26 protein-coding genes are annotated in these 25,710 nt (G+C 72.2%); 19 read left to right on the top strand and 7 right to left on the bottom strand.

Annotated features, from left to right (window positions below; translation table 11 throughout):
• The first annotated feature begins 82 nt into the window (after positions 1-82).
• From OG488_RS30395 to OG488_RS30380, 4 genes are read left to right on the top strand one after another with little or no spacing between them, the layout of a single operon-like run.
• Complete coding sequence (locus OG488_RS30395) at positions 83-1,042, top strand: dihydrodipicolinate synthase family protein (RefSeq protein ID WP_329234531.1); 960 nt, start codon at positions 83-85, stop codon at positions 1,040-1,042.
• Positions 1,039-1,983: an ROK family protein gene (locus OG488_RS30390; protein ID WP_329234528.1), complete on the top strand. Its 945-nt coding sequence runs from the start codon at positions 1,039-1,041 to the stop codon at positions 1,981-1,983. The genes OG488_RS30395 and OG488_RS30390 overlap by 4 nt, the downstream gene beginning before the upstream one ends.
• Positions 1,980-2,660: an N-acetylmannosamine-6-phosphate 2-epimerase gene (locus OG488_RS30385; RefSeq protein WP_329234525.1), complete on the top strand. Its 681-nt coding sequence runs from the start codon at positions 1,980-1,982 to the stop codon at positions 2,658-2,660. The genes OG488_RS30390 and OG488_RS30385 overlap by 4 nt, the downstream gene beginning before the upstream one ends.
• A 40-nt stretch (positions 2,661-2,700) precedes the next feature.
• Complete coding sequence (locus OG488_RS30380) at positions 2,701-4,173, top strand: sialate:H+ symport family MFS transporter (RefSeq protein ID WP_329234522.1); 1,473 nt, start codon at positions 2,701-2,703, stop codon at positions 4,171-4,173.
• Positions 4,174-4,220: 47 nt separating this feature from the next.
• On the opposite strand, the gene OG488_RS30375 is transcribed toward OG488_RS30380, so the two are convergent.
• The 4 genes from OG488_RS30375 to OG488_RS30360 form a co-directional block, all read right to left on the bottom strand.
• Complete coding sequence (locus OG488_RS30375; protein WP_329234519.1) at positions 4,221-4,679, bottom strand: MaoC family dehydratase; 459 nt, start codon at positions 4,677-4,679, stop codon at positions 4,221-4,223.
• Positions 4,680-4,727: 48 nt separating this feature from the next.
• Positions 4,728-6,071 (bottom strand): MFS transporter, encoded by a 1,344-nt coding sequence (locus OG488_RS30370; RefSeq protein ID WP_329234516.1) that lies wholly within the window; start codon positions 6,069-6,071, stop codon positions 4,728-4,730.
• A 121-nt stretch (positions 6,072-6,192) separates the two neighbouring features.
• The gene (locus OG488_RS30365; RefSeq protein WP_329234514.1) at positions 6,193-7,419 is read right to left on the bottom strand and encodes an acetyl-CoA C-acetyltransferase; all 1,227 of its coding nucleotides are present in this window, start codon (positions 7,417-7,419) and stop codon (positions 6,193-6,195) included.
• Between the two features lie 115 nt (positions 7,420-7,534).
• The gene (locus OG488_RS30360; protein WP_329234511.1) at positions 7,535-8,425 is read right to left on the bottom strand and encodes a LysR family transcriptional regulator; all 891 of its coding nucleotides are present in this window, start codon (positions 8,423-8,425) and stop codon (positions 7,535-7,537) included.
• A 154-nt stretch (positions 8,426-8,579) separates the two neighbouring features.
• Here OG488_RS30360 and OG488_RS30355 point away from each other — a divergent pair, with 154 nt between their 5' ends.
• From OG488_RS30355 to OG488_RS30330, 6 genes are all read left to right on the top strand, one after another.
• Positions 8,580-9,497 (top strand): CoA transferase subunit A, encoded by a 918-nt coding sequence (locus tag OG488_RS30355; protein ID WP_329239118.1) that lies wholly within the window; start codon positions 8,580-8,582, stop codon positions 9,495-9,497.
• A gap of 26 nt (positions 9,498-9,523) precedes the next feature.
• Complete coding sequence (locus OG488_RS30350; protein WP_329234508.1) at positions 9,524-10,300, top strand: CoA-transferase subunit beta; 777 nt, start codon at positions 9,524-9,526, stop codon at positions 10,298-10,300.
• A gap of 116 nt (positions 10,301-10,416) precedes the next feature.
• Positions 10,417-11,961, top strand: a complete 1,545-nt coding sequence (locus OG488_RS30345) for a 3-hydroxyacyl-CoA dehydrogenase (protein WP_329234506.1) — start codon at positions 10,417-10,419, stop codon at positions 11,959-11,961.
• 113 nt (positions 11,962-12,074) lie between these two features.
• Positions 12,075-12,653: a TetR/AcrR family transcriptional regulator gene (locus OG488_RS30340; protein WP_329234504.1), complete on the top strand. Its 579-nt coding sequence runs from the start codon at positions 12,075-12,077 to the stop codon at positions 12,651-12,653.
• A gap of 139 nt (positions 12,654-12,792) precedes the next feature.
• Positions 12,793-14,085: a hypothetical protein gene (locus OG488_RS30335; protein ID WP_329234502.1), complete on the top strand. Its 1,293-nt coding sequence runs from the start codon at positions 12,793-12,795 to the stop codon at positions 14,083-14,085.
• A gap of 78 nt (positions 14,086-14,163) precedes the next feature.
• Positions 14,164-14,559 (top strand): VOC family protein, encoded by a 396-nt coding sequence (locus OG488_RS30330; protein ID WP_329234499.1) that lies wholly within the window; start codon positions 14,164-14,166, stop codon positions 14,557-14,559.
• Here the strand turns inward: OG488_RS30330 and OG488_RS30325 are convergent.
• Together OG488_RS30325 and OG488_RS30320 are read right to left on the bottom strand one after the other, a co-directional pair.
• On the bottom strand, positions 14,496-15,257 hold the full coding sequence (locus OG488_RS30325; RefSeq protein ID WP_329234498.1) for a DUF6597 domain-containing transcriptional factor: 762 nt from the start codon (positions 15,255-15,257) through the stop codon (positions 14,496-14,498). The genes OG488_RS30330 and OG488_RS30325 overlap by 64 nt on opposite strands.
• Positions 15,258-15,282: 25 nt before the next feature.
• A complete protein-coding gene (locus OG488_RS30320) occupies positions 15,283-16,410 on the bottom strand; it encodes a YihY/virulence factor BrkB family protein (protein WP_329234497.1) in 1,128 nt (375 codons plus the stop codon).
• A gap of 17 nt (positions 16,411-16,427) precedes the next feature.
• Here OG488_RS30320 and OG488_RS30315 point away from each other — a divergent pair, with 17 nt between their 5' ends.
• Positions 16,428-18,065: an acyl-CoA dehydrogenase family protein gene (locus OG488_RS30315; protein ID WP_329234495.1), complete on the top strand. Its 1,638-nt coding sequence runs from the start codon at positions 16,428-16,430 to the stop codon at positions 18,063-18,065.
• A gap of 165 nt (positions 18,066-18,230) precedes the next feature.
• Here the strand turns inward: OG488_RS30315 and OG488_RS30310 are convergent, their stop codons facing one another.
• Positions 18,231-18,725: a hemerythrin domain-containing protein gene (locus OG488_RS30310; RefSeq protein ID WP_329234493.1), complete on the bottom strand. Its 495-nt coding sequence runs from the start codon at positions 18,723-18,725 to the stop codon at positions 18,231-18,233.
• Positions 18,726-19,358: 633 nt separating this feature from the next.
• On the opposite strand from OG488_RS30310, the gene OG488_RS30305 reads away from it, so the two are divergent.
• From OG488_RS30305 to cysD, 8 genes are all read left to right on the top strand, one after another.
• A complete protein-coding gene (locus OG488_RS30305) occupies positions 19,359-20,651 on the top strand; it encodes a helix-turn-helix domain-containing protein (RefSeq protein ID WP_329234490.1) in 1,293 nt (430 codons plus the stop codon).
• Positions 20,652-20,699: 48 nt separating this feature from the next.
• Positions 20,700-21,293 (top strand): GNAT family N-acetyltransferase, encoded by a 594-nt coding sequence (locus tag OG488_RS30300; RefSeq protein ID WP_329234487.1) that lies wholly within the window; start codon positions 20,700-20,702, stop codon positions 21,291-21,293.
• 132 nt (positions 21,294-21,425) lie between these two features.
• Positions 21,426-21,509 carry a putative leader peptide gene (locus OG488_RS39330; protein ID WP_349817346.1) on the top strand — a complete coding sequence of 28 codons (84 nt, stop codon included), beginning with the start codon at positions 21,426-21,428 and terminating at the stop codon, positions 21,507-21,509.
• A gap of 113 nt (positions 21,510-21,622) precedes the next feature.
• Positions 21,623-23,320 carry a nitrite/sulfite reductase gene (locus OG488_RS30295; RefSeq protein ID WP_329234484.1) on the top strand — a complete coding sequence of 566 codons (1,698 nt, stop codon included), beginning with the start codon at positions 21,623-21,625 and terminating at the stop codon, positions 23,318-23,320.
• Positions 23,317-23,496 (top strand): hypothetical protein, encoded by a 180-nt coding sequence (locus OG488_RS30290; RefSeq protein ID WP_031095411.1) that lies wholly within the window; start codon positions 23,317-23,319, stop codon positions 23,494-23,496. The genes OG488_RS30295 and OG488_RS30290 overlap by 4 nt, the downstream gene beginning before the upstream one ends.
• Positions 23,493-24,209, top strand: a complete 717-nt coding sequence (locus OG488_RS30285) for a phosphoadenylyl-sulfate reductase (protein ID WP_329234477.1) — start codon at positions 23,493-23,495, stop codon at positions 24,207-24,209. The genes OG488_RS30290 and OG488_RS30285 overlap by 4 nt, the downstream gene beginning before the upstream one ends.
• Positions 24,209-24,778: an adenylyl-sulfate kinase gene (gene cysC, locus OG488_RS30280; protein WP_329234475.1), complete on the top strand. Its 570-nt coding sequence runs from the start codon at positions 24,209-24,211 to the stop codon at positions 24,776-24,778. The genes OG488_RS30285 and cysC overlap by 1 nt, the downstream gene beginning before the upstream one ends.
• A complete protein-coding gene (cysD, locus tag OG488_RS30275) occupies positions 24,775-25,710 on the top strand; it encodes a sulfate adenylyltransferase subunit CysD (RefSeq protein WP_329234472.1) in 936 nt (311 codons plus the stop codon). Before cysC ends, cysD begins: the two co-directional genes overlap by 4 nt.

Below are 25,710 nucleotides of genomic sequence, written 5' to 3'. Positions count from 1 at the left end.
GTAGGACATCTTACGTCTCATGTCCTCGATCTGCGCAGCCCACGGGCCACAGGTCGGTGTACCGACTCCCTGGAGCCTCCCCATGCCTCTGCCCGCACCGCTGCACGGCGTCGTACCGCCGGTCTGCACCCCCCTCGGCCCCGACGGGGAGGTGGACACCGCCTCGCTCGGCCGGCTCGTCGAGCACCTGATCGAGGGCGGTGTGCACGGGCTCTTCGCCCTCGGCTCGACCAGCGAGGTCGCCTTCCTCACCGACGCACAGCGCCGCACCGTCCTGGAGACCGTGGTCGGCGCGGCAGCGGGGCGGGTCCCGGTCCTGGCCGGGGTCATCGACACGACGACCGCCCGCGTCATCGACCACGCGCGGTCCGCCGCCGCTCTCGGCGCGGACGCCCTCGTCGCCACCGCGCCCTTCTACACCCGCACGCACCCCAAAGAGATCGCCGGGCACTTCCGCCGCATCCGCGCGGAGGTCGACCTGCCGCTCTTCGCCTACGACCTCCCGGTGTCCGTGCACTCCAAGCTCTCGGGCGCCCTGGTCCGCGAGCTCGCCGAGGACGGCACCCTGGCCGGCCTCAAGGACAGCAGCGGCGACGAGGGCGGGCTGCGCAGGCTGATCGTCGAGCTGGGCGGTCGCGACGGCCGTGCCACCGGCCCCGCGCCGCACTTCAGCGTGCTGACCGGTTCCGAGCTCACCGTCGACGCGGCGCTGCTGGCCGGTGCCGACGGAGTCGTGCCGGGCATCGGCAACGTCGACCCGGCCGCCTATGTGCGGCTCCACGACGCCGCCCTGGCCGGTGACTGGAAGCTCGCCGCGCGGGAACAGGAGCGACTCGTGGCGCTGTTCGCCCTCGTCGACGCCGGGCCCGAGGCCGACATGGGCCGCGGCTCGTCGGCCCTCGGCGCGTTCAAGGCCGCGCTGTGGCTGCTCGGCGTCATCGACGACGGCGCCACCGCCTTCCCGCAGATCCCGCTCTCCGCCGAGTCGGTCGCCCTGGTCGCGGAGCGGCTGCGCGGGGCCGGTCTGACTCCGGTCCGATGACACGGCCCGTCGGCGGGTCCCCGGTCGTGGGGCTCGATCTCGGCGGTACGAAGATCGCTGCGGCGCTCTTCGCCGCCGACGGCACGGTGTCCTCCCGGCACACCCGTCCCACCCCCGCCGGGGAGGGGCCGTCGGCGGTTCTGGACGCCCTCGCCGGAGCCGCCGCCGAGGTCGATCCCGAGGGGCACGCGACGGCGATCGGCGTCGCCGCCGCCGGGGTCGTCGATCCCCGCAGCGGCACGGTCACGAGCGCCACCGACTCGATCCGGGGCTGGGCGGGCACCGCGCTCGGCGCCGGACTCGCGGACCGTACGGGGCTGCCGGTGGCCTGCGACAACGACGTACGGGCGACCGCGGGTCCGGAGCTCGCGGCCCTGCCGGACCGCCGCGGTTCGCTCCTGTTCGCGGCCGTCGGCACGGGTGTGGGCGGCGCGCTCGCGGTCGACGGGCGGATGCTGCACGGCGCGTCCGGGATCGCGGGGCACCTCGGCCACCTCCCCAGCGCGGAGGCGGCCGGGCTGCCCTGCACCTGCGGGGCCACCGGTCACCTGGAGGTCATCGCCTCCGGTCCGGGCATCACCGCCCACTACGAGCGGCTCACCGGCACCCCGGTGGACCGGCTGGAAACGGTGGCCGCCCGGGCGGCCGGGGGCGACGCCGCCGCCGTACGGGCCGTCACCACCGGGGCCGAGGCGGCCGGACGGGTGCTCGGCGGCCTCGCCAACGCGCTCGGGCCCGACCGGGTCGTCGTCGGGGGCGGCGTCCCTCGGATCGGCCCGCTGTACGGCGACGCGCTGGCGCGCGCCTTCGCCGCCGAGCTGATGCCGCCGCTGCGCGGCCTCGCCCCCGAGCCCCCTCGGTTCGGCCACGACGCGGCCGTGACCGGGGCGGCGGCCCTCACCACGACCCTGCCCCTCCACCACCCTGGAGCTCTCCGATGACCGCACAGGACCTGGCCGGCTCCCTCCGGGGCCGTCTGATCGTCTCCTGCCAGGCGCCGCCCGGCGATCCGATGCGGGAGACCTCCGCCCTGGTGCGGCTGGCACGCTCGGCCGCCGCGGGCGGCGGCGCGGCGATCCGCGCCAACGAGCCGGAGGTCGTCGCCGCGATCGCCGGCGCCGTCGGCCTGCCGGTCATCGGCCTCTGGAAGGACGGCGACACCGGCGTGTACATCACGCCGACCGTCCGGCACGCCCTGGCGATCGTCGAGGCCGGTGCGGCGGTGGTGGCCGCGGACGCCACCGACCGGCCGCGGCCCGACGGTTCCTCCTTCGCCGATCTGGTCGCCGCCGTCCACGCCGCGGGCGCCCTGGTCATGGCCGACGTCTCCACGCTCGCCGAGGGGATCACCGCCGCCGGGCTGGGGGCGGACTTCGTCTCCACCACGCTGTCCGGCTACGTGCCGGGCACTCCGGCCCAGCACGGTCCCGACCTCGGCCTGGTGGCCGCGCTCGCCGCCGCCGTCGACGTGCCCGTGGTCGCCGAAGGCCGCGTCAACACCCCCGAGGAGGCCTCGGAAGCCCTGTCCCTCGGCGCCCACAGCGTCGTCGTCGGCACCGCCATCACCGCACCGACCGCTCTGACCGCCCGCTTCGTGGCCGCCCTCACCCTGCGCTGAACCGTCCGGACCGCTCAAGGGCCCCGCGCCCTCCCGCACCATGGAGTCCACCGTGCAGAAAACTCCCCCTACGCTCCCCTGGTACCGCGAGGTGAGCCGGACGCAGTGGAAGTCGTTCTTCGCCGCCTGGATCGGATACGTCCTCGACGGCTTCGACTTCGTCCTCATCACGCTCGTGCTCACCGAGATCAGCGACGAGTTCGGGCTGAGCACGGTGCAGGCCGCCAGTCTGATCTCCGGCGCCTTCATCACCCGGTGGCTGGGCGGCGCGGTGCTGGGCGCCCTCGGCGACCGGTACGGCCGCAAGCTCTCCATGGTGGTGAGCATCCTGCTCTACTCGCTGGGCACGTTCGCCTGCGGGTTCGCCTGGGACTTCCACAGCCTCTTCGCCGCCCGCCTGGCCATCGGGATGGGCATGGCCGGCGAGTACAGCGCCAGCGCCACGTACGTCATGGAGAGCTGGCCGGCCAGGGTCCGCAGCCGGGCCAGCGGCTTCCTGATCTCGGGCTTCTCCGTCGGCTCTGTACTCGCGGCGCAGGTCTACACCTGGGTGGTCCCCTCGCTCGGCTGGCGCTGGATGTTCTACCTGGGCCTGATACCGATCGCGGTCGCGCTGTGGATGCGGCGTGCGCTGCCGGAGGCGGAGGAGTGGACGTCGAGCGTCGCGGAGAGGGGGGCCAAGCCCAATCCGTTCGGCCCGTTGTTCGTGACCAGGGGCCGGGCCGTCGCCAACCTCGTCCTCGTCGTGACCGCCACGCTCTCGCTCTTCCTGATCTTCACCCCGGGCGGCGAGGGCCTCGTGCCCCCGCTGTCCGTCGTGGCGGGCCTGTCGCTCGCCGCCTTCGCCGTCCAGTTGGGCGGGAGGAGGGGGTGGCTGCTCCACCTCTCGATGATCGTGACGCTGTTCTTCGCCTTCCTGTACTCGTGGCCCATCCAGGCCCTGCTCCCCACCTATCTGAAGACGGAACTGGGCTACACCGCCGACCAGGTCACCGACGTGCTCTACTTCGCCGGTTTCGGAACGATGGTGGGCTGCTGGGCCGCGGGATTCCTGGGCGACCGCATCGGGGCGCGGAAGGCGTACGCGCTGACGCTGCTGGCCTCGCTGGCCTTCGTCTACCCGGTGTTCGCGGTGCAGGACGACCTGCTGGTCCTCGGCTGCCTGCTCTTCCTGCTCCAGGCCACCAGCTTCGGGATCTCCGGGCTGCTGCCGCGGTACATCGGCGGCCACTTCCCGACCGCGAGCCGAGGGGCGGCGCTGGGCTTCACGTACAACGTGGGGGCGCTCGGCGGTGCCGTCGCGCCGGTCCTCGGAGCGAATCTGGCGTCCGGGATGGACCTGGGCCGGGCGCTCGCGGTGCTGACCTTCGCCGGCACGGTGATCGTGGTGCTGCTGGTCGGCTTCGACGTGCCCTCCCGCCTGAACCGGCTGACGGACCCCGACGCACAGGGGGACCACCTGGCCGCTCCGTCCCCGGCCGTGGAGCCGGGGACGGCGGAGCGGACCGCGTAGCACCCCGCCGGCGTGCGGATGCCCGCACGCCGGCGGACGGCCCGGGCCTACGGGTAGAAGTGCGTGAGCGACTCGGCGACGCAGGCCGGCTTCTCGGATCCCTCGAGCTCGAAGGTGAAGCCCCGCGTCATCTGCACGCCGCCCCGCGCGACCTCGCTCACCCCCGTGACCGTGGCGTGCAGGCGCACGCGGCTGCCGACGGGGACGGGCGCCGGGTAACGGACCCGGTTGACCCCGTAGTTGAGCGCGCGTCCCACACCGCTCACCCGGAGCAGCTCGCCGAACATCGGGATGCCCCAGCTCAGGACCATGTAGCCGTGGGCGATGGTGCGCCCGTACGGGCCGGCGGCGGCCCGTTCGACGTCGGTGTGGATCCACTGGTGGTCCCCGGAGACGTACGCGTACGCGTCGATCAGCTCCTGGGTGACCTCCTTCCACTCCGAGCGTCCGAGGTCGCGCCCGCCGAGGGCGAGGATCTCCGGGATGCCGTGCGCGGTCAGGGGCATGGCGGTACTCCGATCTACGGGACGGGGGGTACGGGCAGGACGGGTGGGTCAGGCGGCGACGGGCGCGGTGCGGGGCGCGGCGACCGGGTCGGCGGCCTGCTCGTCGTGGTTGGGGCGCTTCAGCAGGAGGAGCATGCAGCCCAGGGTCAGTGCCACCTGGAGGACGGCGTAGGCGATGACCGCCGCGATGGAGCCGGTCCGGTTCAGCAGGAACTGGCCGATGATCGGGGTCGTCCCGCCGAGCAGGGTGCCGCAGAGCTGGTAGCAGAGCGAGATGCCGGTGTAGCGCAGATGGGCCGGGAAGCGGCTGGCGAGCATGCCGGCGAGGGCCGCGTAGTAGAGGCAGTGCGGGATGGTGGCGACGGCGACGCCGAGCATCGCGAGACCGTAGTTCTCCGTGCTGATCAGCATGAACATCACCGGCATCAGGATCAGTTCGGGGACCAGCATCACGATCACCGCGCGGGACCAGCTCTTCATCCGGGTGGCGATGAGGGCGCCGAAGGGCTGGACGATGATCTGGGTGATGTTGGCGACGAGGATGATCGTCAGGAACGAGCTGCGGTCGAAGTCGAGGGACGTGGTCGCCCAGGACAGCGCGAACGTCGACTTGAAGTACGTCGCGGACAGGCCGATGGTGCAGGCCCCGATGCCGAGGACGATCAGCATGGGGTGGCTGCGCAGGACCTCGGTCAGCGGGAGCTTGACGACTTCCTTCTTCTCGATGAGCTCGGCCATGGCCGGGGACTCGGCGACCTTCAGGCGGACGAGCAGGCCGACCATGACGAGGGCGGCGGAGGCGAGGAAGGGCACCCGCCAGCCCCAGGAGACGAAGGCGTCGTCGGGCAGCTGGCTGATGGCGAGAAAGCTCACGGTGGAGAGGGTGTTGCCGACGGGCGAGCCCTGCTGGGCGAAGGCCGCGTACAGCACCGACTTGCCCTTGGGCGCGTGCTCGGAGGCGATCAGGACGGAGCCGCCCCACTCACCGCCGAGGCCGATGCCCTGGATCATGCGGATGCAGACCAGCAGGATCGGGGCGGCGATGCCGATGGAGGCGTAGCCGGGCAGCAGGCCGATCGCGGTGGTCGAGACCCCCATCATCAGCAGGGTGATGACGAGGGTCTTCTTGCGGCCGAGCCGGTCGCCGTAGTGGCCGAAGATGATGCCGCCCAGCGGACGGGCGAGGAAGCCGACCCAGAAGGTGGCGAAGGCGACCAGGGTGCCTATGGGGCCTTCGAGTTCGGGGAAGAACACCTTGTCGAAGACGAGCGCTGCCGCGGTTCCGTAGATGTAGAAGTCGAACCACTCGATGGTGGAGCCGATGAAGGCTCCGAACCCTGCGCGGTTGGCGGCTTTCGTTCGCTCGCGTGCGGTGGCGGTGGTCGCACTCATGGGTGGCTCCCGAACATCGTTGATCAAGCGGATGGGGGCACGGCTGATCCGGGCGTCGCCCGGGACGCCCTGGATCGCGTGGTGGAGAGGGGACGGGGAGGAAGAGGGGGGGGACGGGCCGTCAGGCGGCGATGCGTTCGAAGACCGCGGCGAGGCCCTGGCCTCCGCCGATGCACATGGTCTCCAGCCCGTAGCGCGCCTGGCTGCGGTGCATCTCCCTGCTGAGGGTGGCGAGGATGCGGGCGCCGGTGGCGCCCACCGGGTGGCCGAGCGAGACGCCGGATCCGTTGACGTTGATCCGCTGCTCGTGGTCCTTCTCGCCGAGGCCGAGCTCGCGGGTGCAGGCGAGGACCTGGGCGGCGAAGGCCTCGTTGATCTCGATCAGGTCGAGGTCGGCGAGGGTGAGACCGGCCCGGCCGAGGGCCGCGTGGGTGGCCGGGACGGGGCCGATGCCCATCGTCGCGGCGGGGACACCCGCGCGGGCGAAGGAGACCAGGCGGACGAGCGGGGTGAGCCCGAGCCGTTCGGCGGTGGCGGCGCTGGTGACCAGGCAGGCGGCGGCCGCGTCGTTCTGGCCGCTGGCGTTGCCCGCGGTGACGGTCGCCCCGGGGTCGGACTCGGCCATGATCGGACGCAGTGCGGCGAGCTGCTCGGCGGTGGTGTCCGGGCGCGGGTGCTCGTCGGCCGAGACGACCGTCTCGCCCTTCCTGGTGCGCACGGTCACGGGGACGGTCTCGGCGTCGTAGCGCCCCTCCTTCGCGGCGCGGGCGGCGCGGGCCTGCGAGCGCAGGGCGAGGGCGTCCTGGTCGGCGCGGCTGACGGAGTAGGCGCGGCGGAGGTTCTCGGCGGTCTCGATCATGCCGCCGGGGACGGGGTGGTGGACGCCGCCCGCGGTGACGCGGCCCCGGGCCAGCGAGTCGTGGAGCTGGAGGCCGGGTCCCTTGATGCCCCAGCGTCCGTCGTGCGTGTAGTAGGGGGCAGCGCTCATGACGTCGACACCGCCGGCGATGACGACCTCGCTGAACCCGGCCCGGATCTGCATGGCGGCGTCGAGGACGGCCTGGAGCCCGGAGCCGCAGCGCCGGTCGATCTGGGCGCCGGTGACGGTGTCGGGGAGTCCGGCGTCCAGGGCGGCGACCCGGCCGATGGCGGGGGCTTCGGACGAGGGGTAGGCGTGTCCGAGGATCACCTCGTCCACCCGGTCGGGGTCGATCCCCGTGCGGGCGACGACCTCGGCGATGACGCGCGCGGCGAGCGCGGCGGGCGTCTGCTGGGCGAATGCTCCGCCGAACCGCCCGATGGGGGTACGCAGCGGTTCACAGATGACGACATCGGTCTGGTCGGGCACGGCGGAACACCTTTCGGCGGCTCGGGTGTGTGGGGTGACCTTCGCACTGGACCACTGAGTCGGTCCAATATCGAGTTACCGCACATTCAAGACGCCACGCGTCTCAATCGGACGACTACGGGGTCGGCAAGGCCTCCTCGGCGACCGCGAGCACCGCACGGAGCGCGGCCGAGGGGTTGTCCGTGCGCCAGGCCAGCGCTGCCTGGCGCCGGATGGGCGGACCGGCGAGGGTCCGATAGACGAGCCCGTTCTGCTGGATGTGGCGGACGGAGGAGACCGTGAGCGTGACGCCGACGCCCGCGGCGACGAGGGCCAGGATCGTGTACGAGTCCGGGGCCTCCTGCACCACGCGCGGGTTGAAGCCGTTGGCCTCGCACGCCTGCACCATGGCGTCGCGCACCGAGGAGCCTGCGTTGGCGGGGAAGGAGACGAAGGGTTCGTCGGCGAGGATCCCGATCGGAACGCTCTCCAGGCGGGCGAGCGGGTGGTCGGAGGGCAGCGCGCAGAGCAGCTCCTCCTCGTCGATCACCCGGTGGGCCACTCCCGGCTGGGTGACCGGGAGCCGGACGAACCCGAGGTCGAGGGTGCCGTCGGCGACCCGGGACAGGGCGACGTTGGCGTACGTCTGGCCCTTCATGGTCAGCTCGATCCCGGGGTGGGCCGCCCGCACGGCCCGGGTGAGCAGGGGCAGCGTCTCGTGGCTGGACGCCCCCGCGAAGCCGATGGTGACCCGGCCGGACTCCCCGCGCCCGGCGGCCTTGGCGGCCCGCACCGCGATGTCGAGGTCGTCGAGCACGGTCCGTACGGGTTCGAGGAAGGACTCCCCCGCACTCGTGAGCCGCACCGAGCGGGTGTTGCGCTCGAAGAGCTGCACACCGAGTTCCTTCTCCAGCTGCCTGATCTGCTGGCTGAGCGGGGGCTGCGCCATCTGGAGCCGCTTGGCGGCGCGGCCGAAGTGCAGCTCCTCGGCTACGGCGGTGAACGCGGTCAGATGACGCAGTTCCATCGGAGCTTCCATTCATTAACCATGGGTCTTGATCCGACCTTAATTTGGTATTGGACAGCAATCAATGGCCGCTGACACGGTAGGGCGACCAGCACGCACTCGCCCGAGGAGCACCGTGGAGCGGACGGATACGGCCGACGGGGCCGGCAAAGTCATGTCGATGAAGGAGGCGATCGCCTCCTTCGTGCACGACGGGGCCACCGTCAGCCTCGAAGGGTTCACCCATCTCGTCCCCACCGCCGCCGGGCACGAGATCATCCGCCAGGGCCGCAAGGACCTCACCGTCGTACGGATGACGGCGGACATCGTGGTCGACCAGATGGTCGCCGCGGGCTGCGTCTCGCGGCTGGTCTCCTCCTTCGTGGGCAACTCCTCCGCCGGGTCGCTCGGTGAGCTGCGGCGCAGGATCGAGCGCGCCGACCCGGAGCCGCTGGCCTTCGAGGAGTACAGCCACTACGGGATGGTCTGCCGCTACCTCGCGGGGTCCCAGCGGCTGCCGTTCTATCCGCTGCGCAGCTACGGCGGCAGCGATCTGCCGTCCGTCAACAGCGATCTGCGCAAGGTGACGTCGCCCTATCCGGGGCCCGACGGGGAACCGGAGCAGATCTACGTCGTACCGCCCGTGAACCCCGACGTGACGATCATCCACGCCCAGCGCGCCGACCGCCGGGGCAACACCCAGATCTGGGGGCTGACCGGCATCCAGGCCGAGGCGGTCTACGCGGCGGACAAGGCGGTCGTCGTCGTCGAGGAGGTCGTCGGGGACGACGTGGTCCGCTCCGACCCCAACCGCACGGTCGTCCCGTCGCACGCCGTGGACGCCGTCGTCGTCTGCCCGCGCGGGGCCCACCCGTCCTTCGCCCAGGGGTACTACGACCGCGACAACGCCTTCTACCGGGCCTGGTCGCACATCAGCAAGGATCCGGAACGGCTGCGGGCCTGGCTGGAGGAGTGGGTGTACGGCACCGCCGACCACGCCGAGTACGCCGCCAAGCTGGGCGAGGACTTCTGGGCGGGGCTCGCGGTGGGCGAGGCGCTCAGCGAACCGGTGAACTACGGGCGGCGGCTGTGAGCGCGCCGCGGGGGAAGGAACGGGACATGACCACCACCGCACCGGAGGCCGTCACCTCGTCCGAGCTGCTCTCGGTCGTCGCCTCCCGCGAACTGGCCTCCCGGCGCACGGTGTTCGCCGGCATCGGGCTGCCCACGCTCGCGACCGAGCTCGCCCATCTGACGGTCGCGCCGCTTATCGAGGTCGTGTACGAGTCCGGGGTCTGCGGGGCGCACCCCTCCCACCTCCCGGAGACCATCGCCGACTCCGTGCTCATCTCGGGCGCGGAGGCCGTGCTGTCGATGCCGGCGCTGTTCGGCTGCGTGCTCCAGGGCGGCCACATCGACGTCGGCTTCCTCGGCGCCGCACAGATCGACCGGTGGGGCAATCTGAACACCTCGGTGATCGGCGACTGGGAGAGCCCCACGGTGCGTCTCCCCGGGTCCGGGGGCGCCGTCGAGGTGATGGCCAACTCCCGTGAGGTCTTCGTGGTGATGCGCCGTCACAACCCGCGCTCGTTCACCGGGACCCTGGACTTCTGCACCACACCGGGCCCGGACCGCGCGCTGGCCGAGGGCATCCGGCCGCTGGGCGCGGGGGTCACCCGGGTCATCACCGAGCTGGGCATCCTGGCCCGGGCAGGCGTCGGGGAGGAGCTCCGGCTCGTCGCCGTACACCCGGGGGTGACGGTCGATCAGGTACGGGCGGCCACGGGCTGGGACCTCCGGGTCGCCGACTCCGTCGACACCGTGCCCCCGCCGACCGCGGCGGAGCTGCGGCTCCTGCGCGAGGACGTCGATCCCGACCGCGTCTACCTGCGCTGACCCGAGGGCGACCGCCTTCGCCCTCTCCCTCGCGGGCGTGCCTGTCTTCACCGGCCCGACCGCGTCCACCGTCTCCGCCATCGACCGACCACATCTGCCGAGAGGACGTCACCGCCATGCGTATCAGGATCGTCGGAGCCGGAGCCATGGGCCGGGGCATCGCCCAGTGGGCCGCGGCCGCCGGGCACACCGTGGAGCTCTGCGATGTCCGGACCGAGGCGGTGACAGCGGCCGTCGACTTCGTGCGGTCCATGCTGGAACGCGCGGTCCAGAAGGGCCGGACGAGCTCCGGCGAGGCCGCCGGGGCCCTGGAGCGACTCGTACCGCTGGACGACCCGTGGGCCCCGGGCCCGGAGGTCGAGCTGGTCATCGAGGCCGTACGGGAGGACCTGGACACCAAGGCCGAGGTGTTCGGGAAGCTGGAGGAGGCACTGCCGGACTCCACCGTCTTCGCGACCAACACCTCGTCGCTGTCGGTGACCCGGATCGCCTCGTCGCTGCGGGATCCGGCCCGTCTGGCCGGGCTGCACTTCTTCAACCCCGTGCCGCTGATGAAGATCGTCGAGGTCGTGCCGGGCGCCGCGACCCGCCCGGAGATCCCGCCGGCCCTGGCCGCGCTCGTCGAGGGCTGCGGCCATCGCGCGGTGACCGTCGCCGACACCCCCGGCTTCCTGGTCAACCACGCAGGCCGGGGCCTGGTGACGGAGGCCCTGGCGCTGCTGGAGGAGTCGGTGGCGGGCCCGGCGGACATCGACCGGATCGCCCGGGACGTCCTGGGGCTGCGCATGGGCCCGTTCGAGCTGACGGACCTCACGGGGCTCGATGTCACCGCCGCCGTGATCGACTCGATCTGGCAGGGCTTCCGCCACGAGGACCGGCTCCGCCCGTCCTACCTCACCCCGAACCGGGTGACCGCCGGTCTGCACGGCCGCAAGACCGGACAGGGCTGGTTCACCTACGGCCCCGAGGCACCCGCCGCGGCCCCGGAACCCCCGGTGACGGGCGACTCCGGCCGTCCGGTGTTCGTGGCGGGCGCGGAGAGCGAGGAGTTGCGGGGCGCGCTGACCGCCGCCGGGGCCGCGGTCGAGAGCGGCCCGGAGCCCTCGGAGGACGCGGTGGTCCTGGTCCCCGTGTGGGGCACCACGGTGGCGGCGGCGGTGTCCTCGCTGGGGCTGCCCGCCGCACGCACCTTCGGCGTGGACCCCCTGCCGGCGGCGGGCCGCCGCCGGGTCCTCGCGGTGACCCCCGCGGCCGACCCGGCCGCCGCACGGGACGCCCGCGCGGTACTGGCGCGCGCGCCGGAGGGCGAGGAGCCCCGCGCCGTCTCGGTCGTGCGGGACACCGCGGGTTCGGTGGCGCAGCGGCTGCTCGCCTCCGTGGTCGCGGTGGCCACGTCGATCGCGGAGCGCTCGCTGGCCACCCCGGCGGACATCGACCTCGCCGTGACGACCGGCCTCGGTTACCCCGTGGGCCCGCTGGCCTGGGGCGACCGCATCGGCGCCGGGCGTCTGCTGGACCTGCAGCGGGCACTGCACGCGACGACCGGAGACCCGAGGTACCGGCCGACCCGCTGGCTCACCGAACGGGCGCAGCTCGGCCTGTCCCTGACGGATCCGGGCACCACGCCCGCCGACTGCACGGGCCTCACGGACGACCGGTAGGCCGCTCGCTCACGGCAGGGAACCGGGGCCGCCGCGCCATCGACGACGGGGCGGCCCCGAGCCCTTCCCGCGCATTTCTTGAGCGAGCGTTCCAGTTGGGATACCTTGAACGTATGGCGAGGACGCGGGAGTTCGACACCGAGGCGGCGGTGAGCCGCGCGATGGACCTGTTCTGGACGCGCGGCTACGAGGCGACCTCGGTGCGCGACCTGACCGCACACCTCGGCATCGGCCAGGGGTCGCTGTACGCGGCGTTCGGCGACAAGGACGGCCTGTACCGGGCCACACTGGAGCACTACCGGACCACCCTCGCGGCGGACGCCCTGCGCAGCCTGGACGAGGGGACGGACGTGCGGTCGGCGATCCGGGCCCTCCTGGTCGAGCGCATCAGGATCGGGGTCGGGCACGACGGCCGGGGCTGCCTGGCGACCAACGCCGTCTGCGAGCGCGCACCGGCGGATCCGACCACCCGGCGCACCGTGCGGGACATCCAGGAAGCCGGCCGGGAGGCGCTCACCGACCTGCTGCGCGGGGCGGCCGAGCGGGGCGAGATCTCGACACGCCACGACCCTCACACACTGGCCGCCTTCTTCGTCACCTTCCTGGGCGGACTGCTCGTGTCCTCGAAGATCACACCGGACGCCCGCGCCCTCGAACCCCTCGTGGAGGTCGCGCTGGGCGCCCTCGACTGATTCTCCATGGCCTCAATCTGTATCGGACGTTCCAGAAAAGGCCCGGAAAGCCCCCCCTTGCTCTCCCTCGGCAGGGAGCGGCCCCGCTCCCCCGACGAGACCCGCACCGTCCACGACCCGCCTCACCCCGGAGGAACCAATGCACCTCTCGCCGACCTCGACCGCACCCGCCCTCGGCGGCTCCCGGTGGAACACCTTCCCGGCGGAAGGGGCCATGACCGCCCGCCAGTTCTTCGCCGGCGCGGAGCCACTGCTGCAGGGCGTCATCGACGACAACGCCCTGCGGGAGGCCGACGGCGACGTGCTGGAGGCCCAGATCCGCGCGACGCTCGCCCTCGGCACCCGGGAGACCTCCCTGCCGCTGGCCGTCGGCCCCGACAGCTCGTCGGCGGTCCGCGAACTGGGCGCGCAGGCCGAGACGATCGGCCGGGAGATCGCCGCGTGGTCGGTCACGGCCCTGCGCCGGCTGCTGGCCGATCCGATCCCGCTGCCGGCGGGCCCGCTGGTCGTACGGAGTCACTGCTACGGGCACCTGCTCACCCACCCCGCGACCGATCTGCTCATGGGCCGCCGTGGCGGGCCCGTCACGATCCAGCTCTACAACGAGTGGATCCACCAGATGGTCCTGCTCCGCGACGCCCTGCTGCCCTTCACCAACTGGCAGGAGGTCCCGCTCCGCGTCACCCCGGAAGGGCTCCGCCCCGTCGAGCAGGGCCGCGACCGCTTCCTCACCGAGCTCCTGGTCCGCCGGATCCGGCACACCGCCGTCGTGGACTTCGCCCGGCACGTCGTGACCGGCGGCTCCGGCCCCGCGGGATACGGGTTCGGCCACGAGGGCGGCACCGCCCTGCCGGCCGTCCTCGACGGAGAGCCCCTCACCGCGCCCAGGCACCTGCTGACCTGGCGCCCCTCGGCCCCGGCCCCTGCCTCGGAAGCGTCGGAGGGCACGACCACGTACGTCGCCGAAGCGGCCGACTGCTACGCCGAACCCCGCACCCCGGCCGCGGATCTGCCTGCCGGGGCCGGGGAGGAGGGACGGGTCACCGGCCGGGTCGTCACCGGTCCGGCCGTCGACGGCACCCGTACCGCGCGGATCGAGGTGACCCTCGGGGACAGGACCGCACACGCGGACCTCGGGCAGGCGCTGCGCGGGCACCGCTTCGCCCGTCCGGCCCCCGCCCCGGGCACCGCGACGGCCGGCACCGCCCGGACCGCCGGCCTCTGGGCGGTGCTGAGCGCACCCGGGCTGGTGTGGACGCAGGACGACGACGTCACGGTGGACGCCACCGGCCAGGACGGCCTCGTCGCACTGGCGCTGCTCGGCCGGCTCTACCCCGAGAACGTCTTCCTGCGGTCCGCCGGCCGGGACCCCGGACCGGCGGCGGGCGGTGAGGGACCCGGCCGCGTCACCGTCGACCTGCCCGGGCGGTGAGGCCGGGACATCCGGGGGCGTGAGCCCGTGACCGTTTCGTACAAGACCCGGGGGCGGGCCCCGGCCTACGGTCGTCCCATGACTCCACGACTCGACGCGATCTCCGTCACCACCGCCGACCTGGCGGCATCGCTCGCCTTCTACCGCAGGCTCGGGCTCGACATCCCCGCCGGGGCCGAGTCGGCCCCCCATGTCGAGGTGGCCCTTCCCGGAGGGCAGCGCCTGCTGTGGGACACCGAGGACGTCGTCCGTTCCTTCGACCCGGACTGGACGGGGGCCAAGGGCGGAGAGCGCCTCGGGCTCGCCTTCCTCTGCGAGGGCCCCTCGGAGGTCGACTCGGTGTACGCCGATCTGACCGCCGCCGGTTACGCGGGCCACCTGGAGCCCTGGGACGCCGTGTGGGGGCAGCGTTACGCGGTCGTCCTGGACCCCGACGGCTGCGCGGTCTCGCTCTTCGCCGCCAACCCCTCGTAGCCGGTCCCGGCGAGGTAGGCGCCGAGCGTCGTGCCCGCGAGGTCCCGCATCTCGCGGGCCAGATGCGCCTGGTCCGTGCAGCCGGCGGCGTACGCGGCCTCGGCGTACGGCGTTCCCCGCCGGACGAGGGCCAGGGCGCGCTGGAGCCTCAGGACCCTGGCCAGGGTCTTGGGGCCGTAGCCGAAGGCGGCGAGGGAACGGCGGTGGAGCTGGCGGGCGCCGAGCCCGACGCCGCGCGCGGTGTCGGCGACGGAACGGCCCTGCCGCAGCTGCGCGGCGACGGCCTCGGTGAGCGGGTCGGGGGGTGTGGTGCCGGCCGCCCGGCGCAGGGCGATGTCCTCGAGTGCGGCGGCCGGGTCACCCGCAGCGGCGATCCGCTCGGTGAGCCCGCGGACCTCCCGGCCCGGCCAGAGGGCGTCGAGGGCGACCCGGCGGTCGCGCAGCTCGTGCGCCGGCACGCCCAGGAGCGCGGGCGCGGTGCCGGGGGCGAAGCGGATGCCGGAGCAGCTGCCGGAGAGCGCCGCGGCCGGGGTGAACGCGCGGGTGTCGGGGCCTGCCACCAGGAGCCGGTCACCGGCCCACAGCAGGTCCATGCAGCCGTCGGGGAGCACCGGCCTCGCGGGGTCACGCGATCCGCACCAGGTCCAGAGGACCGCGCCGCCGAAGCGCGATGCCCGCTCCTCGTACCGTGCGCCCATGGTCACCAGGCTATCGGAGGAGCTTTCAGGGGGCGTCCTTGTCGCGGTTGCCGTGGAGACGGGACTTCACGTCGTCCGGGGGCAGGAAGCGGGACCAGCGCTCGGGGAATTCGGAGGGCATGGACACGTCCTCGTCGTCGTCCGCGTACGCGTCCCAGTTCGCCGCCTGGGTACGGGCGAGGAGTTCGGCGGCCTGCGCCGCCCGTGCGCGCTCGGTGACCTCGCGTGCCGCTGCGGTGGCCAGCGAGGGCCAGACACGGTCGATCGCCGCGTTCACCGCGGCACCGACGAGTACGGCGAAAGCGGAGATACCTATCCAGAGCAGGACGGCGATGGGTGCGGCCAACGACCCGTAGATGGTGGGTCCTTCGACGGTGCTCGTGAGGTAGATCCGCAGCAGGAAGCTGCCCAGGACCCACATGCCGAGCGCCACGAGCGCCCCGGGCACGTCCTCTATCCACGGCGAACGGACCGGGACGGACACGTGGTAGAGCGTCGTCAGGAAGGCGATGGACAGGACGATGACCAGCGGCCAGTACATGACGGCCAGCACCTCGGTGCCCCACGGGACGAACTCCACCACCCGGTCGGGGCCCACCACCAGCAGCGGCAGCACCACCGCCCCCAGCAGCAGGGCGACCACGTACAGCAGGAAGGCGAGCAGCCGGGTCTTGACGATGCCGCGGTGGCCGTCGAGCCCGTACATCACGGTGATGGTGTCGATGAAGACGTTCACCGCACGTGAACCCGACCAGAGCGCAATCGCGAAGCCGAGGGAGATGACGTCGGGGCGCGCGCCCGTGGTCACGTCGGCTATGAGCGGTTTGGCGATGTCGTTGACACCCCGCTCGGACAGCACCGTCTGCACCGCGCCCAGGATGTTGCGCTCGATGGAGGCGACCGTGGTGGTGGCCGTCCAGTCGTCGACGTACCCGAGCAGCCCGATCAGGCCGAGCAGCAGCGGGGGCAGGGACAGCAGGGTGAAGAACGCGGCCTCCGCCGCGAGGCCCAGGATGCGGTACTCGATGCACGAGTTGACCGTGTCCTTGAGCAACTGCCATGCCATCTGCCGCTTCGACACGTTGCGGTAGAGGACGCGAGCCCGGTGGAGCCGGCCCGGTGGCCGCTCGGGTGTTTCATTTGCTGCCTGCACCTCCTTACCGTATCGGCATGGCACCTAGCACCCACACAGTGACCAACCAGGTCCCGCCGCTGACCGGCTACGACGTCTTCGCCGCGGACCGGGCGCTGACGGAGGCCGTCGAGCGGCATCTCGCGCCCGGAATCCTCGACGAGGCCCGGGAGGAACTCGGCGGGCTGGGCCGGTCCGCCGGCTCCCTCCAGGCCCAGCGGTGGGGCGCCGAGGCCGATGAGAACCCGCCGAAACTGCGGACGCACGACCGGTACGGCAACCGCGTCGACGAGGTGGACTTCCACCCCGCGTGGCACCGGCTGCTGGGGCACGCGGTCTCGGCCGGGCTGACGGACGCCTGGGGCAGGCAGGGGGGTCATGTCCGGCGCGCGGCGGGATTCCTGGTCTGGACCCAGGCCGAGGCGGGTCATGGATGCCCGCTGTCGATGACGCACGCGGCGGTCCCGGCGCTGCGCACCGACCCCGCGCTGGCCGCGGAGTGGGAGCCGCTGCTGACCTCGCACGTGTACGAGGAGGGGCTGCGGCCGCCGGCGCAGAAGGCCGGTGTGCTCTTCGGGATGGGCATGACGGAGAAGCAGGGCGGCACCGACGTGCGGTCCAACACCACCCGGGCCGAGCCACTGGCCGGCGACGGGGAGTACCTGCTCACCGGCCACAAGTGGTTCTGCTCCGCGCCCATGTCCGACGGCTTCCTGGTGCTGGCGCAGGCGCCGGGCGGGCTGAGCTGCTTCCTCGTGCCCCGGGTCCTGCCGGACGGCGCCCGCAACGTGTTCGCGATCCAGCGCCTCAAGGACAAGCTGGGCAACCGGTCCAACGCGTCGAGCGAGGTCGAGTTCGACGGGACGTGGGCCCGCCGGGTCGGTGAGGAGGGGCGCGGGGTCCGCACCATCATCGAGATGGTGGCGGCGACCCGGCTGGACTGCGTGGTCGGTTCGGCGGCGCTGATGCGCCAGGCGGTGGCGCAGGCGATCCACCACAGTGCCTACCGCAGCGCGTTCGGCGGGCTGCTGATCGAGAAACCGCTGATGCGCAACGTCCTGGCGGACCTGGCCCTGGAGTCGGAGGCGGCGACGACGCTCGCGCTGCGGCTGGCCGCCGCGTACGACGCGGACACGGAGACGGAACGGGCCTTCCTGCGGATCGCGGTGCCGGCCGCCAAGTACTGGGTGACGAAGCGGTGCGCAGCGGTGGTCGGGGAAGCCCTGGAGTGCCTCGGCGGCAACGGCTACGTCGAGGAGTCCGGGATGCCCCGGCTGCTGCGCGAGGCGCCGCTCAACTCGATCTGGGAGGGCTCGGGCAACGTACAGGCCCTCGATGTGCTGCGTGCCCTGCAGCGTGAGTCGGGGGCGCTCGACGCCTTCCTGAGGGAGGTCGGCACGGCGCGCGGCGCCGACCACCGGCTGGACGCGGCGATCAAGGACCTGCTGACCGAGCTGGCGGATCTGGACGGTGCGGAGGCGCGGGCACGACGGCTGGTCGAGCGGATGGCCCTGGTGCTGCAGGGCTCGCTGCTGCTCCGCTGGGCACCGCCGGAGGTCGCTGACGCGTTCTGCGCCTCACGGCTGGGCGGGGACTGGGGTTCCGCCTTCGGGACGCTGCCGCACAGTCTGGATCTGGCCACGGTCGTGGAGCGGGCGCGCGCCCAGGAGGGCTAGGGGCTCCGTCACCTTGTGTGATCTTGGCTGGTCGTGGTCATCTTCGGTGCGAAGACTGCTGACGGCGCGGCATCCACACGAAACGCCCAGCGCTCGCCGAAGAGGCGGGAAACGGTCGACGGCACCTGTCAGGCCCTGCCTGACAGGTGCCGTCGACCGTGAGGTTCACCGCACATGTACGACCGCGCGGACGTTTTCGATGCTCCCGCAGTCGGCCTTCAGGTGCTTCTCCCTGTCCTGGAGGAAGACCGCACCGAGCTCGGCGCGCCGCTCGTCCGGAACGTTCTCCCGTGCCCCGTTGAGGATCGTGCGCTCCTCCTCGTCGAGGTGGTGCGTGACGGCCGCTGCGAGGTCCTCCAGCTTCTCGTCCCACTCGTCGGAGCCGACCTCCTCCACCTCCATGAGGGCGAGAAGCGCCTCATTGCCCTCGTGGTGCTCCTCCTCGCCGTGCTCGACCTCCTCGTCGTCCACGTTCCGGAACCGCTTGAGCGCGGGGTACACCTCGGCCTCCTCTGCTTCTGCGTGAGCGATGAGGAGCGCGGCGAAGTCCTTCAGGGCCGCCCCCCGGTCCTCCTCCACACTCCGCATCCGCCGGAGGAGTTCCTCCATGGTGCGATGGTCATCAAGAATCACGGCCACCACGTCACGCGCTTCGGACACACCAAGCTCCTTCTCTCAGGCCAGTGCTCCGCTGGTACCCCCGGCAGGTGCTGCCAAGCAGGGGCCCCGCACCCGGCACCCGAGCGGGCTCCGGCACTCCGGGGCAGAGACGCGCCCCGAGGTTCTGGGAGGTCGTTTTCATCCGGCCGATCGGGAGGCCCCGGTGAGAGATTCTCCGCCGGTCCGGAGGTGCTCGACGTGCAGGCGCGGACGCTTCGGAGACCGTGTCCGGCGAAGAGTTCACTCCCTGGGCGGCGAGGGCCGAGGGGTGGGCGCGCTCCGAACTCCATGACCCGCGGGGGAAGAGCTCCTCCTACCTGACCGACGCACTCGGGTCCGGGAGCCGGGACCGCACGGGAGACCCGAGGACACACGCCGGAGGGTGGTGCTGCGCCGACACGGCACCACCCTCCACGCTTGTGCACCACCACACGGCGGGTCGAGGACTCCCCGCGCGGTGTGAACGCCACTCTCGTACGGCACGCGGCCCGTCACCAGAGTTGCAAAGGGTTGCAACCATTGCGTGGAGTGCCGGTCAGGAGGACCCGCGCACGGCAGGATGGGTCCTTCGGGACCGGTTCCCCTCTTCCGGGCCGGGCCCACGTTGTCTTGGGGGGCTTGGGGGGACACGCCATGGACACACGCCCTGTCGCGTCGGCACGGCCGGCGGACGCCTCGTACTCCGCGGTGACCGAGCGCCTGGTCCACCGTGCGCGGGAGGCCCGGCTGGCGGGCGGGCGTACGGCCGCCGTTCCGCGCGCGGAGATCGACGCGTCCTGGGACCGTGTGCTGCGCAGCGGGATCGACCCGGAGCAGTCACCGGAGAGCCGGCTGCTGGAGACGGACGAGATCGAGCACCGGCGCAGGGGCACCGCTATCGGCGAGGTCATGCCCCTGCTGCGGGACGGGCTGGCCACGATCGCGGACGCCGCGCAGCAGATCATGGTGGTCACCGACACCGAGGGCCGGGTCCTGTGGCGTCAGGGGCATGCGGCGGTGATGCGCCGGGCCAAGGACATCTGCCTGGAGGAGGGCGCCGCCTGGGCCGAGTCGGCGACGGGGACCAACGCCATCGGTACCGCGCTCGCCGCGCGCACCCCCATACAGGTCCACTCCGCCGAGCACTTCATCCGCGCCCTGCACAACTGGACCTGTGCGGCGGCCCCGGTGCGCGACCCCCGGGACGGCCGGCTGATGGGCATCGTCGACATCAGCGGACCGGCCTCCACCTTCCACCCGGCGACGCTGGCACTGGTCGGCTCGGTGGCCGCGCTGGCGGAGGGCGAGCTGCGCGGCCGGCACCTGGTGGCGATCGAGCGGCTGCGTTCGGTGGCCGCCCCCATCCTGTGCCGGCTGGGCGGCCCCGCACTGGTGGTGGACACCCACGGCTGGCTGGCCGCCGTCAGCGGGATGCCGCCCGTGGACCGGTTGCCGCTGCCGAAGTCGCTCCAGCCGGGCACGGTCTGGCTGGCCTCGCTCGGGATGTGCCGGGTGGAGCCGCTGCCCGGCGGCTGGCTGGTGCAGGTCGCGGAGGGCGCGCACGACGGGCCCCCGCGCCGCGTGGTCCTCGACCTGAGCCGGGAGCGTGGGCTGACGGTCCATGTGACGGGCCCGGTGGGCAGCTGGACGCGCCGGCTCTCGCCCCGTCACGCGGAGCTGCTGTACGCGCTCGCCCTGCACCGGGAGGGGCGCACGGCGGCGGAGCTGGCCGAGGACGTCTTCGGTGACGCGACCCGGACGGTGACGGTGCGGGCCGAGATATCGCGGATGCGCCGGCATCTCGCGGAGGTGCTGGCGCACCGCCCGTACCGCTTCCGCGAGGGCGTCGGGGTGGAGATCGTCCACCCGGACGAACCCGCCGACCTGCTGCCCCGGTCGACGGCTCCGGTGGTGCTCAGGGCGCGTATGCCCGCGGGGACGGTCTGAGCCGGCCCGGTTTGGGCATGAAGCGGCGGCCGTGGTTCTCTGACCGCCATGAGCGACTTCACCGACCCCGCCCCCACCGTCTCCGACGTGACCGTCTGGTCCCTGGAGCAGACCTCGCCCGCCGATCTGAGCCCCGCGGCCGCCCCCGCGGCCGGTGTCACGGTCACGCGCGCGCAGACACCCCTGCCGGAGTTCAGCCGGTTCCTCTACACGGCGGTGGGCGGGGACGTCCGCTGGACCGACCGGCTGGGCCTCACCTACGCGCAGTGGCAGGAGATCCTGGACCGTCCGGGATCCGAGACGTGGGTGGCGTACGAGCACGGGACCCCGGCGGGGTTCATCGAGCTCGACCCCCAGGCGGACGGTGCGGTGGAGGTGGCCTACTTCGGGCTGATCCCGGCCTTCCGGGGGCGCAGGATCGGCGGCCACCTGCTGTCCTACGGCGTGGCGCGCGCCTGGGACCTCGCGGAACGGCATCCGGACCGGACCCCGACGAAGCGGGTCTGGGTGCACACGTGCTCCAACGACGGCCCGCACGCGATGGACAACTACCTGCGGCGAGGGTTCCGCCTGTTCGACACCAAGGTCGAGCAGGAGCCCGACGTCGCGAACCCCGGCCCGTGGCCCGGCGCGCACGCCTGAGGCGCACCCTGTTTGTCGCCTTGTCGACATGGCAGAGTGATCGACACCACATCGTCTCACATGTCGGGACCATCTCGTCCACATACTGGATCGTGGTGGACTGGCCCGAGATCCGCGTGACACGCTTCCGTCATGTCTGGAACTGGAATTGCCTTGGTGAGTCGACGGCACGTCGACCTCGGCCGCATGTCCAGCGCCATCTGTCCGGTCCGCTGAGAGTCTCCAGCACCGCGATTTCCTGAAGTCCGCTCCACCCCTGCGCACCGCCGCGCCTCACGCGAGTGTGCAGTTCAGAGCCGCCCTCCTGCAGTCCCGAAGGACGTATCGCCATGGCCGCCATCCCCGAGAAGCCTGCTACCGCCACGCCCCGCCGCAAGGCCGGACGTCACCGTGGTGAAGGTCAGTGGGCCATGGGTCACTTCACCCCGCTGAACGGGAACGAGCAGTTCAAGAAGGACGACGACAGTCTCAATGTGCGGACACGCATCGAGACGATCTACTCCAAGCGCGGATTCGACTCCATCGACCCGAACGACCTGCGCGGACGCATGCGCTGGTGGGGCCTGTACACGCAGCGCCGGCCTGGAATCGACGGCGGCAAGACCGCCGTGCTGGAGCCGGAGGAGCTGGACGACCGCTACTTCATGCTCCGCGTGCGCATCGACGGCGGACGGCTGACCACCGCGCAGCTGCGCGTCATCGGCGAGATCTCGCAGGAGTACGCGCGCGGCACCGCCGACGTCACCGACCGGCAGAACGTCCAGCTGCACTGGATCCGCATCGAGGACGTCCCGGCCATCTGGGAGAAGCTGGAGGCCGTCGGGCTCTCGACCACCGAGGCCTGTGGTGACTGCCCCCGTGTGATCATCGGTTCGCCCGTGGCCGGCATCGCCGCGGACGAGATCATCGACGGCACACCCGCCGTCGACGAGATCCACGAGCGGTACATCGGCAGCAAGGAGTTCTCCAACCTGCCCCGCAAGTTCAAGACCGCGATCTCGGGCTCGCCGGTCCAGGACGTGGTGCACGAGATCAACGACATCGCGTTCGTGGGGGTCGACCACCCGGAGCACGGTCCCGGCTTCGACCTGTGGGTCGGCGGCGGACTCTCCACCAACCCCCGGTTCGCCGAACGCCTGGGCGCCTGGGTGCCGCTGGACGAGGTCCCCGACGTATGGGCCGGTGTCATCGGGATCTTCCGCGACTACGGCTACCGCCGCCTGCGCACCCGCGCCCGTCTGAAGTTCCTGATGGCCGACTGGGGCCCGGAGAAGTTCCGCCAGGTCCTCGAGGACGAGTACCTCAAGCGCCCGATGCTGGACGGCCCGCCGCCCGCGCAGCCCTCCTCCCGCTGGCGCGACCACATCGGTGTGCACGCCCAGCAGGACGGCCGCTTCTACGTGGGCTTCGCCCCGCGCGTCGGCCGGGTGGACGGCTCCACCCTCGCCAAGATCGCCGATCTGGCCGAGGCACACGGCTCGGGCCGGGTGCGCACCACCGTCGAGCAGAAGATGCTGATCCTGGACGTCGAGCAGGACCAGGTCGAGTCCCTGACCGCCGGTCTCGAGGCGCTGGACTTCCAGGTGAACGCCTCACCCTTCCGGCGCGGCACGATGGCCTGCACCGGGATCGAGTTCTGCAAGCTGGCGATCGTCGAGACGAAGGCGCGCGGCGCCGCGCTCATCGACGAACTGGAGCGCCGCCTGCCGGACTTCGAGGAGCCGCTCTCCATCAACATCAACGGCTGCCCCAACGCCTGCGCACGCATCCAGACCGCCGACATCGGCCTCAAGGGCCAGCTGATGCTGGACGCCGACGGCAACCAGGTCGAGGGCTACCAGGTGCACCTCGGCGGCGCGCTCGGCCTGGAGGCCGGTTTCGGCCGCAAGGTCCGTGGTCTGAAGGTCACCTCGGCCGAACTCCCGGACTACGTAGAGCGGGTGCTCGGCAACTTCCAGGAGGAGCGCGAGGAGGGCGAGCGCTTCGCGACCTGGGCGGCCCGCGCCAGTGCGGAGTCGCTGTCATGAGCGAACGAGCCGCGCCGTTCTACTGCCCGTACTGCGGCGACGAGGACCTGCGCCCGCACGAGGCCGGACACGGCGCCTGGGAATGCGCTTCCTGCAACCGTGCGTTCCAGCTGAAGTTCCTGGGCCTCCTGGCCCAGGGGCTCCAGCGCGATGACGTGGAAGGGGACGGGACATGACGGACACTCTGCTCGCGGCCGAGCTCACCGACGAAGCCCTGAAGGACCTGGCGGAGCGGGCCGGGCGCGAGCTCGAGGACGCCTCCGCGAGCGACATCCTGAGGTGGGCGGCCGACACCTTCGGCAAGCGCTTCTGCGTGACCTCCTCCATGGAGGACGCGGTCGTCGCCCATCTGGCGTCCCGGGTCTTCCCCGGCGTGGACGTGGTCTTCCTGGACACCGGCTACCACTTCGAGGAGACCATCGGCACGCGGGACGCGGTGGGCGCCGTGATGGACGTCAACCTCATCACGCTGACGCCGCGTCAGTCGGTGGCCGAGCAGGACGCCGAGTACGGGCCGAAGCTGCACGACCGCGACCCCGACCTGTGCTGCGCGCTGCGGAAGGTCAGGCCCCTGGAAGAGGGCCTGACCGCGTACGCCGCCTGGGCGACCGGCCTGCGCCGCGACGAGTCCCCCACCCGGGCGAACACCCCGGTCGTGGGCTGGGACGAGAAGCGCCGCAAGGTCAAGGTCTCGCCGATCGCCCGGTGGACCCAGGAGGACGTGGACGCCTACGTCGCCGAACACGGCGTACTGACCAACCCGTTGCTGATGGACGGCTACGCCTCCGTCGGCTGCGCGCCCTGCACCCGGCGGGTGCTGGAGGGCGAGGACGCACGGGCCGGCCGCTGGGCCGGGCGCGGGAAGACCGAATGCGGGCTGCACGGCTGATGACGACTGATCAGGAGATATCGATGAGCGTGACGGAGACGGGAGCCACCGTCTGGCTCACCGGTCTGCCGAGCGCCGGCAAGACCACCATCGCGTACGAACTGGCGGGCCGGCTGCGCGGCGAGGGGCACCGGGTCGAGGTTCTGGACGGTGACGAGATCCGGGAGTTCCTCTCCGCGGGCCTCGGCTTCTCCCGCGAGGACCGTCACACCAACGTCCAGCGGATCGGCTTCGTCGCCGGACTGCTGGCCGCCAACGGCGTGAAGGTCCTCGTCCCGGTCATCGCCCCGTACGCCGACAGCCGTGACGCGGTGCGCAAGCGTCATCAGCAGGAGGGCACCGCGTACCTGGAGGTGCACGTCGCGACCCCGGTCGAGGTGTGCTCCGAGCGCGATGTGAAGGGGCTGTACGCCAAGCAGGCGGCAGGCGAGATCAGTGGTCTCACCGGGGTCGACGACCCCTACGAGGCACCCGAGTCCCCGGATCTGCGGATCGAGTCGCACCAGCAGACCGTGCAGGAGTCCGCAGCGGCGCTTCACGCGCTGCTCACCGAGAGGGGCCTGGCGTGAGCACCGTCGCCACCGTGCCGGAAGGCACCGTCAACCCGTACGCGCTGAGCCACCTGGACTCCCTGGAGTCGGAGGCGGTGCACATCTTCCGTGAGGTGGCGGGGGAGTTCGAGCGGCCGGTGATCCTCTTCTCCGGCGGCAAGGACTCGATCCTGATGCTGCACCTGGCGCTGAAGGCCTTCGCCCCCGCACCCATCCCCTTCACGCTCCTGCACGTGGACACCGGGCACAACTTCCCCGAGGTCCTCGAATACCGCGACCGCACCGTCGAGAAGCACGGGCTGCGCCTGCACGTCGCCTCCGTCCAGGAGTACATCGACGCCGGCAAGCTCCGTGAGCGCCCCGACGGCACCCGCAACCCCCTGCAGACGGTCCCGCTCACCGAGGCCATCCAGCAGCACCGCTTCGACGCCGTGTTCGGCGGCGGACGGCGCGACGAGGAGAAGGCCCGCGCCAAGGAGCGCGTCTTCTCCCTGCGCGACGAGTTCTCCCAGTGGGACCCGCGCCGCCAGCGCCCCGAGCTGTGGCAGCTCTACAACGGCCGTCACGCCCCCGGCGAGCACGTCCGCGTCTTCCCCATCTCCAACTGGACCGAGCTCGACGTCTGGCAGTACATCGAGCGCGAGGGCATCGAGCTCCCGGAGATCTACTTCGCCCACGAGCGTGAGGTCTTCAGCCGCTCCGGCATGTGGCTGACCGCCGGCGAGTGGGGCGGCCCCAAGGACCACGAGAAGGTGGAGACCCGCCAGGTCCGCTACCGCACCGTCGGGGACATGTCCTGCACCGGCGCCGTCGACTCCGACGCCACCACCCTGGACGCCGTCATCACCGAGATCGCCGCCTCCCGCCTCACCGAGCGGGGCGCGACCCGCGCCGACGACAAGATGTCCGAGGCCGCGATGGAAGACCGCAAGCGCGAGGGGTACTTCTAG

Origin of the sequence: Streptomyces sp. NBC_01460 (assembly GCF_036227405.1) — a bacterium.
In the GTDB taxonomy this organism is placed as follows: Bacteria; Actinomycetota; Actinomycetes; order Streptomycetales; family Streptomycetaceae; genus Streptomyces.
The sequence above is the reverse complement of the archived record's forward strand: the minus strand, read 5'-3'. Positions and strand labels throughout refer to the sequence as shown.

Excerpts from the sequence above, each read along its gene's own strand:
- OG488_RS30395 (WP_329234531.1), top strand. The coding sequence starts at position 83 with ATGCCTCTGCCCGCACCGCTGCACGGCGTCGTACCGCCGGTCTGCACC.
- OG488_RS30390 (WP_329234528.1), top strand. The coding sequence starts at position 1,039 with ATGACACGGCCCGTCGGCGGGTCCCCGGTCGTGGGGCTCGATCTCGGC.
- OG488_RS30385 (WP_329234525.1), top strand. The coding sequence starts at position 1,980 with ATGACCGCACAGGACCTGGCCGGCTCCCTCCGGGGCCGTCTGATCGTC.
- OG488_RS30380 (WP_329234522.1), top strand. The coding sequence starts at position 2,701 with ATGGAGTCCACCGTGCAGAAAACTCCCCCTACGCTCCCCTGGTACCGC.
- OG488_RS30375 (WP_329234519.1), bottom strand. The coding sequence starts at position 4,679 with ATGCCCCTGACCGCGCACGGCATCCCGGAGATCCTCGCCCTCGGCGGG.
- OG488_RS30370 (WP_329234516.1), bottom strand. The coding sequence starts at position 6,071 with ATGAGTGCGACCACCGCCACCGCACGCGAGCGAACGAAAGCCGCCAAC.
- OG488_RS30360 (WP_329234511.1), bottom strand. The coding sequence starts at position 8,425 with ATGGAACTGCGTCATCTGACCGCGTTCACCGCCGTAGCCGAGGAGCTG.
- OG488_RS30355 (WP_329239118.1), top strand. The coding sequence starts at position 8,580 with ATGTCGATGAAGGAGGCGATCGCCTCCTTCGTGCACGACGGGGCCACC.
- OG488_RS30350 (WP_329234508.1), top strand. The coding sequence starts at position 9,524 with ATGACCACCACCGCACCGGAGGCCGTCACCTCGTCCGAGCTGCTCTCG.
- OG488_RS30345 (WP_329234506.1), top strand. The coding sequence starts at position 10,417 with ATGCGTATCAGGATCGTCGGAGCCGGAGCCATGGGCCGGGGCATCGCC.
- OG488_RS30340 (WP_329234504.1), top strand. The coding sequence starts at position 12,075 with ATGGCGAGGACGCGGGAGTTCGACACCGAGGCGGCGGTGAGCCGCGCG.
- OG488_RS30335 (WP_329234502.1), top strand. The coding sequence starts at position 12,793 with ATGCACCTCTCGCCGACCTCGACCGCACCCGCCCTCGGCGGCTCCCGG.
- OG488_RS30330 (WP_329234499.1), top strand. The coding sequence starts at position 14,164 with ATGACTCCACGACTCGACGCGATCTCCGTCACCACCGCCGACCTGGCG.
- OG488_RS30325 (WP_329234498.1), bottom strand. The coding sequence starts at position 15,257 with ATGGGCGCACGGTACGAGGAGCGGGCATCGCGCTTCGGCGGCGCGGTC.
- OG488_RS30315 (WP_329234495.1), top strand. The coding sequence starts at position 16,428 with ATGGCACCTAGCACCCACACAGTGACCAACCAGGTCCCGCCGCTGACC.
- OG488_RS30305 (WP_329234490.1), top strand. The coding sequence starts at position 19,359 with ATGGACACACGCCCTGTCGCGTCGGCACGGCCGGCGGACGCCTCGTAC.
- OG488_RS30300 (WP_329234487.1), top strand. The coding sequence starts at position 20,700 with ATGAGCGACTTCACCGACCCCGCCCCCACCGTCTCCGACGTGACCGTC.
- OG488_RS39330 (WP_349817346.1), top strand. The coding sequence starts at position 21,426 with ATGTCTGGAACTGGAATTGCCTTGGTGAGTCGACGGCACGTCGACCTC.
- OG488_RS30295 (WP_329234484.1), top strand. The coding sequence starts at position 21,623 with ATGGCCGCCATCCCCGAGAAGCCTGCTACCGCCACGCCCCGCCGCAAG.
- OG488_RS30290 (WP_031095411.1), top strand. The coding sequence starts at position 23,317 with ATGAGCGAACGAGCCGCGCCGTTCTACTGCCCGTACTGCGGCGACGAG.
- OG488_RS30285 (WP_329234477.1), top strand. The coding sequence starts at position 23,493 with ATGACGGACACTCTGCTCGCGGCCGAGCTCACCGACGAAGCCCTGAAG.
- cysC (WP_329234475.1), top strand. The coding sequence starts at position 24,209 with ATGACGACTGATCAGGAGATATCGATGAGCGTGACGGAGACGGGAGCC.